The following is an 11158-nucleotide window of genomic DNA, read 5'->3' on the forward strand; positions in this document are numbered from 1 at the left end:
CTGCGGTAACAGAATTCAGATTGATGCCCGTGGGCAACCGCCGCCGGGACAGGTAAGGTAGGCGGTTGCAGCGTGATTTTGCGCTCACCTTTCATCCGGTGGGCGTTGTTGTTTGAGTGGGGGAAATTTACTATGTGTTTAAATGACGTAAGCGGAGCAAAACAATAATGACTAAGTATGCTTTGGTAGGTGATGTCGGCGGAACGAATGCCCGCCTGGCACTGTGTGAAGTTGAGAACGGTGCCCTCTCACAAGCCAAAACGTTCTCCACAGCAGACTATGACAGCCTTGAAGCGGTGATCCGCTTCTATCTCGATGAGCAGAAGCAGGACATTACCGACGGCTGTATTGCTATCGCCTGCCCAATCACCGATGACTGGGTTGAGATGACCAACCACGACTGGGCGTTCTCAACCAGCAAGATGAAAGCCAACCTGGGCTTTGAACATCTGGAGATTATCAACGATTTCACCGCCGTTTCCATGGCGATCCCGATGCTGTCCGATGGGGATGTAATGCAATTTGGCGGTAAGGACGCGGTGGCTGATAAACCGGTTGCCGTTTACGGCGCGGGCACCGGTCTTGGCGTGGCGCATCTGGTGCACGTCGACAAACGCTGGGTTAGCCTGCCGGGCGAGGGCGGTCACGTGGACTTCGCTGCCAACAGCGAAGAGGAAGATCTGATTCTGGAAGTGCTGCGTGCCGAACTGGGCCATGTTTCTGCTGAGCGCGTGTTGTCAGGAGCCGGGCTGGTTAACCTTTATCGGGCGATTGTTAAATCAGATGACCGGGTGCCGGAAAACCTCAAGCCGAAGGATGTTTCCCAGCGTGCGCTGGATGACAGCTGTACTGATTGTCGCCGTGCGCTGGCAATGTTCTGCGTGATCATGGGCCGCTTTGGTGGCAACCTGGCGCTGAACCTCGGCACCTTTGGTGGCGTTTATATCGCTGGCGGTATCGTGCCGCGCTTCCTGGAATTCTTCAAAGCCTCTGGTTTCCGTGCGGCGTTTGAAGATAAAGGGCGCTTTAAAGAGTATGTGCAGAGTATCCCGGTGTACCTGATCACCCACGATCAGCCTGGTCTGCTGGGGGCCGGTGCGCATCTGCGCCAGACTCTGGGCAGCGTGCTGTAAACTTGCGTTATCGGGCCGGAGCACTCCGGTCCGTAATTCACCCGCCATGGTAAAGCCTTCTCTATAACCTCATCAGTTGTCGAAACTCTTTCACCTTGCTGCGGCTGACCGGCACCTGAAATTCCAGATCGCGCAGCTTGAGCATGTAGGTGTTGTTAAACCAGGGTTCGATCTCGCGGATTTTGCTCAGATTAACGCAGTAAGAGCGGTGGCAGCGGAAAAAGGTCTCTTCAGGCAGTCGGCTGCAAAACTCAGTGATATTCATCGACATCACGTACTCTTCACGTCTGGTATAAACAAACGTCATCTTTTCATGCGCTTCGGCGTACCAGATATCGTTGATATCCGTAACGATAATCCGCTCATCCTTGACCAGATTGATGGTATGCACCGGACCGCGCTGGGCTTCCGGGCTGGCATGGGGGGCGGCCTGTTGCAGGGTGTTTTCCACTTTACGCAGCATGGTGATGATGCGCATCTCATGATAGGGCTTGAGGATATAGTCGAAAGCCTCCAGCTCGAAGGCATCCACCGCGTGCTCTTTATACGCAGTGATAAAGACAATCAGCGGCTTATGGGCGAATTTGCTGATGTTCTGCGCCAGCAGCACGCCATCCAGCGAGGGAATATTGATATCCAGGAAGATCACGTCAACCTGATGGTTCTGCAGATACCTGAGCACGTCGAGGCCGTCGTCAAAGGTGGCCTCAATGGTCAGCTGGCTGTGCTGTCGGATCAGCCAGCTCAGCTCCTGCTGTGCCAGAAATTCATCTTCAACTATGATTGCTTTCACGCTGTTTTCCCGGTTAAAACGGCCTTAAGCCGATAATGAAACGCGCTGTTTTTCGGGCAGCACGCCCCCGTTTTTACTGATACAGAAGGTGATTTCAGTGCCAGGGTTGCATTGCTGAATATGCAGCCCTTCACCGTAGAGCAGCTTCACGCGGTGATGGACGTTGAGCAGGCCGATCTTATTGCCGGGGATTTCGTTATTTTCCACACGCGCCACGACTTCTTCGCTGATGCCGTTGCCGGTATCCCGCACCGCAATCCGCACCCGGTCGCCCTGATCTTTTACGCTGATGGTTACCACTCCTTTGCCGCGGCACGGATGAATACCGTGTACGATGGCATTCTCCACCAGCGGCTGGATCAGCAGACTGGGAAGCGCACAGTTCACATCCTCATCGATGTCATAAATCACCGTCAGCTTGTCACCGAATCGCGCCTGTTCAATGGCGATGTAATCCTTGATTTGATACAGCTCTTTTTTGATATCAATAATCTCATCGTCATTCAGCTCCAGGTTGTAGCGCAGATAACGTGACAGATTGGTGATCAGCATGCGGGCGGTGTCCGGATTAATCCGGATAGAGGAGGAGATGGCATTCAGCGCGTTGAACAGAAAGTGCGGGTTAATCTTGCTCTGCAGCGCCCGCAGCTCGGCTTTATTCGCCATCTCACGCAGCTGTTCGGCGCGGGAAACTTCCAACTGAGTGGAGATAATCTGCGACAGGCCAACGGCCATCTCCTTCAGCGACCAGGTGATGCGGTGCGCATGGCGATAATAGATTTTCAGCGTGCCGGTGACGATCCCTTTTTCCCACAGCGGGATCACAATCATCGAGTGAATTTCCGGCGTTCGATGGGCTTCATCATTGTTTTTAATAATGATTTCGCCGTTGGCTATCGCCTTGGCGGTGGTGGGGCTGATGGCATCATCGCCGTCACGGTAGTTCTGTTCGCCCACGCCCACATAGGCGAGGATCTGGTTTTTATTGGTAATGGCCACCGCATCCGCGTGGATGTCGCAGCGAATGATATCGCAAACCTGGCGCAGCGAGTGGCTGTTCACCTGGCGGAACAGCGGCAGAGTTTTATTGGCTATCTCCAGCGCCAGCTTGGCCTGACGGGCGGCGACTGCCTCTTTCTCTCCTTCCACGCTCTGGATCAGCAGCACGATCAGGCCGATGCTTACCGCTCCGAGGATCATGGGCAGGGCGATCTCTGAAACAATATCCAGCCCCAGCGAAGTTGGTGTTGCCCAGACAACAATCAGCACCATGGTCAGGGATTCACACAGCATGCCGCCGATGATCCCCACGCTCCAGCGCTTCTCCTTCGCCACTTTCAGGTTGATCCAGCCGGAAGCAATACCGGCAGTAATGCTGGTGATCAGGCAGGGAACCGAGGTAACACCGTGGATATCAATCAGGAAGCGGTGCAGCCCGGCAATCACGCCGGTAACGATGCCAACCCACGGGCCAAACAGAATGCCGCCCGCCATGATAGCGATGGTGCGCACGTTGAGCAGCGATCCGTCAACATGGATGCCGCTCCAGGTGCCAAACAGGGCAAACAGCGAGAAGATCGCCGTGACCGCCATCAGCTCCTGGCTGGAGTGCTCATCTTTCTGCAGCAGCTGGCGGAAATGCCGGATACGGGTCATAAAGAACAGGCAGATCAGCATTAATGCAGCGCGGTCCAGCACCGCAAGCAACATTTCAAACATCGGGTGCACAGGCGCCTCAGCTGGCGGGGGAAGGTTGACTCTTATGATAAGGAAAGCGGGCGGGATGTGCCAGGCATCAGGGCAGGGATTTCACCCCAACCCTGTCTGGATCAATTTCAGCTCATTTGCGATTTACCCAGCGGCGACAGCATCGCCTCCGTGGCGCGCCCATTGAAATCAACTTCGAAGTCATCGGCGGCGAAGTCAGGCGGTGAGCGACCTTCAACAAAAGCCGGCCACTGGCGCTGGAGGTAAGCGGCGTTCTTTTCGCACCACGGTGCGGCAGCGATGTACATCACATTACTGTCGAACTCGCCCAGATGCTCATTCTCCACCGCATGGATCACATCACAGTGCCAGAAAACGGTATCGCCGGGGGCCATATCCGGAATTGAGGAAATCCCTTCAAGTAAAAGAGGATGCCATTTTTCACTGACTGAAAGGGCCCGTCCGGGTGCTGCGCCACAAAGATCGTCTTCCGGCACGTCATCCTGGATTGCCCGCAACAGGATATAGGCCATCACATTGGCGACCGGCATCAGGTTCAGCGTGCCGCCTTGCCTGCGCTGCGGGGTCAGTGCCGTCCAGCCCTGGAAGGTGCGGAACATTGAACAGACCGCTGGAGAGGCAAACTCGCGCACCTCGGTCCGTCCTTCACCGTCGAAAGGATTGTACTGCTGCCAGTTACCGCTGAAGATATGGCGGTAAACATGGCGGAAATTCTCATCCAGCCAGCGTTCCAGCGAGCCTCCATCAACGTGGGGAGAAAGACCCAGCGAGCTGGATTTTGGCGGGCGGCGGCGGGTGCGGTCTGCATAGCTGACAATGCGGTTGGGATCGAAATGCTGTTTGCCGTTACTCTCCGTCTGCCACAGGGAATTAAGGAAAACCTGAACTGCCTGCATCCGCTGATGCTGCCGCGCTTCAACCTGTGGCTGCGACCAGTAAATACCGTAAATTTGCGGTTTGCCCTGTTTCAGATCGCCAAAATAGTTATCCTCAGCGGCATGTTTCAGACGCTCGACAAAATTATTGTTCTCCAGGTAACGGCCGATTTCGTTGTTCCAGGCACTGGCCTGCTCCTGCGGGAAAACGCCGTGCACCGTACAGCAGCCACGCTGCAGGATTTGTGCTTTTTGCTGAGTTGTGACGCGGTTATGCAGGATATCTTCGGCCTGCAGCTGTGGCACCGGGTTTTCTCCCCGCAGCTGTTCCGCTTTCAGCCCGGCGATTTGCTGACGAATATTTTGTTCAACAGCCTGAAAAACTTCACGATAGTTGGGTAACTGCTGGCGCAACTGCCGCTTGATTTCAGCGACTGCCTGCGGGATATTTTCAATACGGAGGGAAGACATCGGCGATCTCCTGTAACTGTATAGTTATGGTTGTGTTGGGTTGATGTGAATTAAAGCGTTTAAAAGCGGAACTTAAAAGGGGCGTAAATTTTCATTTGTTTCCCGTTTTAGTGAGGGCACCATGCAACTGACTACTGAACGGCTGCGGCTGGACCGCCTGCAGCCTGACGACTGGCATCATTTTCACCGTGTGCATACCGATTCACTCAGCATGCAGTTCATCAGTGCCGTGCCGCAGCTGGTGGATATTCGCCAACGGTTTTCTGACCGGCTGGCCTCATGGCAGGTCACCAGTTATCACATGCTGTGCTTCACCATCCGCCTGCAAAGCAGCGGTGAAGCGGTGGGGCTGATCGGTGCCAACGCCGAGTGGGCACCGTATCGCCAGGCCGAAGTGGGCTATTCGCTGCTCAGTGAACACTTCGGCAAGGGCTATGGCAGTGAAGCGCTGGGTGCGCTGGTGGATTACCTGACAGACGAATGTGAGTTCCACAAGCTTAAGGCGCAGGTGGTGGAAGGAAACTGGGCTTCGCGGCGGGTGCTGGAGAAGAATGGTTTCCAGCTTGAGGGAACCCTGCGGGATAATTATCTGTTACGGGGGCAGTGGGTGAACGATTGGGTGTTTGGCAGGCTGAATTCCGATAAATAAAAATATTTTATCCCGCCCACTCGACAGCCTGCTGAACAGTGCGATATGTTCATTCCCAGACCAGTTTCTGGTCAGCGTCGCTCGGACGGTCCTGGCGCTAACGTAAATCAGAGGATCCTATGGCTGACATCAGCTCTGCACGTCGTTTTTCCCGCATTGAACGTCTTCCCCCCTACGTGTTTAACATCACGGCCGAACTGAAAATGGCCGCTCGCCGACGTGGCGAAGACATCATTGATTTCAGCATGGGCAATCCGGATGGGCCAACGCCGCCGCATATCGTGGAAAAACTTTGCTCCGTCGCACAGCGTGATGACACCCATGGTTATTCTACTTCGCGCGGTATCCCACGCCTGCGCCGCGCTATTTCACGCTGGTACGCCGACCGCTATCAGGTGGATATCGATCCGGAATCGGAAGCAATCGTCACCATCGGATCCAAAGAGGGGCTGGCGCACCTGATGCTGGCCACGCTGGATCATGGTGACACGGTGCTGGTGCCTAACCCGAGCTATCCCATTCACATTTACGGCGCGGTGATCGCCGGGGCGCAGGTTCGTTCAGTGCCGCTGGTGGCGGGCGTCGATTTCTTTAACGAGCTGGAAAGAGCGATCCGCGAAAGCTACCCGAAACCGAAAATGATGATCCTCGGTTTCCCATCCAACCCGACGGCACAGTGTGTGGAGCTGGACTTCTTCGAGCGGGTGATCGCGCTGGCGAAGCAGTATAACGTGCTGGTGATCCACGATCTGGCCTATGCCGACATCGTTTACGATGGCTGGAAAGCCCCCTCGATTATGGAAGTTCCCGGTGCACGTGATGTGGCGGTGGAGTTCTTCACCCTGTCAAAAAGCTATAATATGGCTGGCTGGCGCATCGGCTTTATGGTTGGCAATAAAGAGCTGGTGGCGGCACTCGCCCGCATCAAGAGTTATCACGACTACGGCACCTTTACGCCTTTGCAGGTGGCGGCTATCGCCGCGCTGGAAGGCGACCAGCAGTGTGTGCGGGATATCGCTGAGCAGTACAAACGTCGTCGCGATGTGCTGGTGAAAGGGCTGCACGAAGCGGGCTGGATGGTTGAAATCCCGAAAGCGTCAATGTATGTCTGGGCAAAAATCCCTGACCATTATGCGCAGATGGGGTCGCTGGAATTTGCCAAGCATATGCTGCAGGAAGCGAAAGTGTGTGTCTCGCCGGGAATTGGCTTTGGTGACTACGGCGATACGCACGTGCGCTTTGCACTGATTGAAAACAGCGATCGTATTCGTCAGGCGGTAAGGGGAATTAAAGCGATGTTTCGTGCCGATGGGATTTTGCCGGGAACGGTGAAGGCCAGCGAAGAAGAAGAGTAACAACCGGGGTCAGGTTGCCAGACCTGACCCGTTCATTTTCCTGCGGGGCTACAGCATCAGATAAAAGGTGCCAACCCATAACAGCAGGATAAAAGAAATTCCCATCAAAGCGTATTTCACCGAACAACTCCCCTGAGCGGTTACCTGGGTCGATCCGGGCCTGCGTAACGCGAACAGATTAAACATGGAAAGGCTTTTTCCTCTCCGGTTGCCATGAGCAGCTCATGGCAGGATCGTTCGCTAATTTACCCGCTCTCTACGGTAAAATAAAGGAGATTACTCTTGCATTTTACTGCTATCAGGGCATTTCTATTTCCGGTACTACCGACATGCCCACCCGCAGGCGGGAAAGATCGGGCTGATTGGGTTCCAGCAGGATTTTTACCGGCAGGCGCTGGGCGACCTTAGTGTAGTTACCGGTGGCATTATCCGCCGTTATCGCCGCGAAGGTGGAGCCGGTAGCCGGAGCGATACTGTCAACATGGCCGCGCAGCGTGACGCCGGGCAGGGCATCAACCTCCATCGAAACCGGTTGGCCGATCTTAACGTTTCCCAGCTGCGTCTCCAGGAAATTAGCCACCACATAGCTTTGCTGTAGAGGCACAACTGCCATCAGACGGGTTCCGGCCGCTACCCAGGCACCCTGACGGGCGGAGCGCTGGCCGACAGATCCATCAATTGGCGCGGTGATGGTGGTGTAAGACAGGTTAAGGCGCGCCTGATCGACACTGGCCTGTGAGGCAGCAATATCCGCCTGAGCCTGTCTGACACTGGCCTGCAAAATGCTCACTTCCTTTCTGGCTGACAGGGCCGCTGCCTGGCTCTGACGTAGCTGGGCTGCGGCTTCACGCATCGAAGCATGGGTTTTTTGCTGCTCGTCGGCGGTGGTGGTACCGCTTTTAAGCAGGCGACGATAGCGTTCTGCGTTCTGCCCGGCATAGTTCAGCGTGGCTTCGCTGGCGTTGACAGCCGCATCGCTTTGCGCGATGGTCGCCTGCTGCTGATCCAACTGGGCCTGCACGCTGGTCAGTTTTGCCTGACTGAGCTGCAGGTTAGCTTCGGCTGTTTCCAGCGCGACGCGGTAATCCCGGTCATCAATGGTGGCGAGCACATCGCCAGCTTTAACCGGCTGGTTATCGCCGACGTTAACGGTGCGGATATAGCCGGAAACCTTCGGCGCAATCGCGGTGTAGTCGGCGGTGATCACGGCATCATCGGTGCGTGCCTGCTTGCGGGTCATTGCAGACCAGACAAAAAAGGCCATCCCCAGCAGGATCAATAACAGCAATACTAACGTTAACGTTCTTTTCGCAGGTGTGAAGCTCATCATTATTATCTCGGGGCCGGTGTTCCGTGTTGAAGAAGAGTTTGTGGCGGATAAACGCGCTTCGGCAGCCAGGCGGTCAGCAGCACTAATAGCAGGGCAAAGCCGATAATCAGCAGATAGGCATCGCTGATGCTGAGGATCACCGCCTGGTGTTTGACCAGCGTGGCAAAGTGACTCAGATTTTCCGTTGAACTGACCGAGCCGTCTGGCAGCAGCGGTGTCGCCGCGCTGGCGCTGGCTGCGGTATCTGCCGTCATCAGCCACGGGCGGTTGCCCAGCTGATCGACCAGAATATGTGAATGAAACTTCTCCCGGTGGGTCAGGAAGTTCCCAATCAGGCTGCTGGCCGCAACGCTTGAAAAACCGCGCACGGTGTTAAACATCGCCGAGGCATAGGGTCCTTCCGGCGGTTGCACCACGCTGGTGGCACTCATCAGCACCGGCAGGATCAGCATCGGCTGACCAAAGGCCTGCAGTAGCTGGATCAGCCAGAAATTCTGCCGTGCCCACTCATCAGTCAGCTGCATCCCCATCAGGCAGGAGACGCACAGCAGCGCTGCGCCGCAGGTCAGCATCCAGCGGCAGTCAATCCAGCGCCGATTCAGCAGCGCAGCCATAAATGGCGCAATAATAAGCTGCGGCAGACCAATCGCCAGCGCCAGCGGCGCAAACTGTACCGTCCGGAAACCTTCAACCTGGCCGAAATAAGACGAAGGCAATGCCGAGCCGGAAAGGGCAACCAGCAGCACGCCAGTCAGTACCAGCAGGCCGTGCGTCAGATTCTTGCGCTCCAGCATCTGTAACTTGAACAGCGGGAGGGGGTGATACCACTCGTTAATAAAGAAGACGATCAGTAACGCCGCTGAGGAGAGTAGCATGGCGATAATCAGCGGGGAGTTCAGCCAGTCCAGTCTCTCTCCCTGAGTCAGCGCCAGGATCATCAGCGCAATCCCGCTGCAGCCAGTCAGCATGCCAAACAGGTCGATTTGCCGGAAACGCTCCAGCCGCACAGGATCCTGCGGTAGCCCTTTGGCGATCAGCAGGCTGGCGATGATCAGCGGTGGGATCACCTGCCAGAATACAAACTGCCAGCCGACAGAATCCGTCCAGAATGCTGCCAGCGAAGCCGCGATATTCGGTCCGAAAGTCGCCGTCAGTGCATAGGCTGCCAGCCCATAGAGTTTGATGGTTGGCGGCAGAAAACGCAGCGCCACGGTCATCAGCAGCGGCGGCAAAGCGCCACCAAATATGCCCTGAACTATGCGCAGGCCAATAAACAGGGATGGCGTGGACGCAAAGGGTTGCAATGCACCGGTCAGCGCAAAGCCGCATGCCACTACCAGCGCAAAACGACGCAGTGAAAAGGTGACGGCAAACCATGGGGCGACCATCATCGCCGCCACTTCTGCAGCCTGATAGGCCGATGTGATCCAGCTGGCCGTGTCGTAGTCGAAGCCGATCGCCGCGCGAACGTCAGCCAGCGCCAGGTCGGATACGCGATCGTTTAATCCCGAGGTCAGCGCCGCAATCAACACCCCAACCAGACCCAGTGCCAGGCGCAGGGTAAAAGGATGAGGGGCTGGGGCCGCTGCGGGTTGGGCATTCATGGCAGGTGCTCCGCAAAGAGATGTTATTTAATGATGCACTGTATTGTATGGTGGTACATTTGCGGAGATATTACATCGTGATTAAGTGTATTGCAATGTGATACAGCGTGCTGTCAGGTGGAAATAAGTGCTAAAGTAGTGGCATCAAGCAAGGAAGGAAACCTTATGTCTGAACCCTCAACCCTGCGTGAAGATGAGCGAACGGGTGGAATCCAGGTCATCTCACGAGCGGCCAGAATTTTGAATGCGCTGGGCGATCGCCCGGATGGCATGAGCCTGGGCGAAATTGCTCAGGTGGTCGATCTGCCCCGTTCCACAGTACAGCGCATTGTTGGCGCGCTGGATTCTGTCCAGCTGGTGCGCAGCCATGGTGCCGGTGGCGTGCGTCTTGGCCCGGCACTGCTGCGACTGATTGCCACCGTGCATACCGATGTGGTGGCCATTGCCCAGCCCTGGCTGCAGGCGTTAAGTGATGCAACCGGTGAAACGGTGTCACTGGCCCGTGCCAGCGGTCTGCAGCTGGCGATCGTGCATTACGTGGTCGCCGACCGTGAACTTCGTGTGGTGCCCCGCATCGGGTTGAACCTGCCGCTTTACAGCACCTCAGGCGGTAAAGCGCTGCTGGCGCTCGATACGGATGAACAGGCGAGGGCGCTGGTTGGCGATGCCTATGAGGCAATCACCGATCTGACCGTCAAAGCGTTCCCCGAGCTACTGGAGCGCTTGCAGGAAATTCGTCGTACCGGGCTTTCCTATGACCGGGGCGAGACGCTGGAAGGGATCTCCACCATGGCGGTGGCGATTGATACCATACTGGGACGCTTTTCCATCAGCTTACTGGTCCCCTCTACCCGTTTTCAGAAGCATGAGGCGCTCTACCGTGAAGAGATCCTGAAATGCCGTGAAGCGCTGGTGGATGAGATAGGCAAAGCGGCCTTACGTGACTGACCGGAGAGGGATATGAAAAAGCTATTAGTCGCTGTAGATAATTCCGTTATTGCCCGCAAGGTGACTTCGCTGGCGGCTGAGCAGGCTCGGGCGCTGGAGGCGGAAGTCGTGGTGCTGTGCTGCGTGGATGCCAGTTATGCTGCCACCACCGGGACTTATATCATCGAAGCCGGAGAAGATCCTGGCGATTTTGGCAGCGCGCTGGACGAGCAAAATACCGCTGAAGCGGCCGTGCGTCAGTCGCTGGCTGAACTCCAGGGGGCGGGGATCGC

The 11158-nt window shown here is 56.1% G+C and carries 11 protein-coding genes; 5 read left to right on the forward strand and 6 right to left on the reverse strand.

Annotated elements, in window-relative coordinates:
• Positions 1-167: 167 nt before the first annotated feature.
• The gene (glk, locus tag GSQ70_RS20330) at positions 168-1133 is read left to right on the forward strand and encodes a glucokinase (RefSeq protein ID WP_158784212.1); all 966 of its coding nucleotides are present in this window, start codon (positions 168-170) and stop codon (positions 1131-1133) included.
• A 61-nt stretch (positions 1134-1194) separates the two neighbouring features.
• Here glk and GSQ70_RS20335 read toward each other — a convergent pair whose 3' ends face one another.
• The 3 genes from GSQ70_RS20335 to GSQ70_RS20345 form a co-directional block, all read right to left on the reverse strand.
• Positions 1195-1926: a LytTR family DNA-binding domain-containing protein gene (locus tag GSQ70_RS20335; RefSeq protein WP_158784213.1), complete on the reverse strand. Its 732-nt coding sequence runs from the start codon at positions 1924-1926 to the stop codon at positions 1195-1197.
• 24 nt (positions 1927-1950) lie between these two features.
• Positions 1951-3636: a sensor histidine kinase gene (locus tag GSQ70_RS20340; protein ID WP_158785397.1), complete on the reverse strand. Its 1686-nt coding sequence runs from the start codon at positions 3634-3636 to the stop codon at positions 1951-1953.
• A gap of 125 nt (positions 3637-3761) precedes the next feature.
• Positions 3762-5000 carry a DUF1479 domain-containing protein gene (locus tag GSQ70_RS20345; RefSeq protein ID WP_158784214.1) on the reverse strand — a complete coding sequence of 413 codons (1239 nt, stop codon included), beginning with the start codon at positions 4998-5000 and terminating at the stop codon, positions 3762-3764.
• 121 nt (positions 5001-5121) lie between these two features.
• Here GSQ70_RS20345 and GSQ70_RS20350 point away from each other — a divergent pair, with 121 nt between their 5' ends.
• Positions 5122-5649 (forward strand): GNAT family N-acetyltransferase, encoded by a 528-nt coding sequence (locus GSQ70_RS20350; RefSeq protein WP_158784215.1) that lies wholly within the window; start codon positions 5122-5124, stop codon positions 5647-5649.
• 119 nt (positions 5650-5768) lie between these two features.
• Positions 5769-7004, forward strand: a complete 1236-nt coding sequence (gene alaC, locus GSQ70_RS20355; RefSeq protein ID WP_158784216.1) for an alanine transaminase — start codon at positions 5769-5771, stop codon at positions 7002-7004.
• A 48-nt stretch (positions 7005-7052) separates the two neighbouring features.
• Here alaC and ypdK read toward each other — a convergent pair whose 3' ends face one another.
• From ypdK to GSQ70_RS20370, 3 genes are all read right to left on the reverse strand, one after another.
• On the reverse strand, positions 7053-7124 hold the full coding sequence (gene ypdK, locus GSQ70_RS20360) for a membrane protein YpdK (RefSeq protein ID WP_124231669.1): 72 nt from the start codon (positions 7122-7124) through the stop codon (positions 7053-7055).
• 178 nt (positions 7125-7302) lie between these two features.
• Positions 7303-8331: an HlyD family secretion protein gene (locus GSQ70_RS20365; protein ID WP_158785398.1), complete on the reverse strand. Its 1029-nt coding sequence runs from the start codon at positions 8329-8331 to the stop codon at positions 7303-7305.
• Between the two features lie 5 nt (positions 8332-8336).
• Positions 8337-9938, reverse strand: a complete 1602-nt coding sequence (locus GSQ70_RS20370) for an MFS transporter (RefSeq protein WP_158784217.1) — start codon at positions 9936-9938, stop codon at positions 8337-8339.
• Between the two features lie 165 nt (positions 9939-10103).
• On the opposite strand from GSQ70_RS20370, the gene GSQ70_RS20375 reads away from it, so the two are divergent.
• Both GSQ70_RS20375 and GSQ70_RS20380 read left to right on the forward strand, forming a co-directional pair.
• Positions 10104-10886: an IclR family transcriptional regulator gene (locus GSQ70_RS20375; protein ID WP_158784218.1), complete on the forward strand. Its 783-nt coding sequence runs from the start codon at positions 10104-10106 to the stop codon at positions 10884-10886.
• Positions 10887-10898: 12 nt separating this feature from the next.
• On the forward strand, positions 10899-11158 hold a 260-nt coding region (locus GSQ70_RS20380), incomplete at its 3' end, for a universal stress protein (protein ID WP_158785399.1).

Source organism: Pantoea sp. BAV 3049 (assembly GCF_009765445.1).
Taxonomy (GTDB): Bacteria; Pseudomonadota; Gammaproteobacteria; order Enterobacterales; family Enterobacteriaceae; genus Erwinia.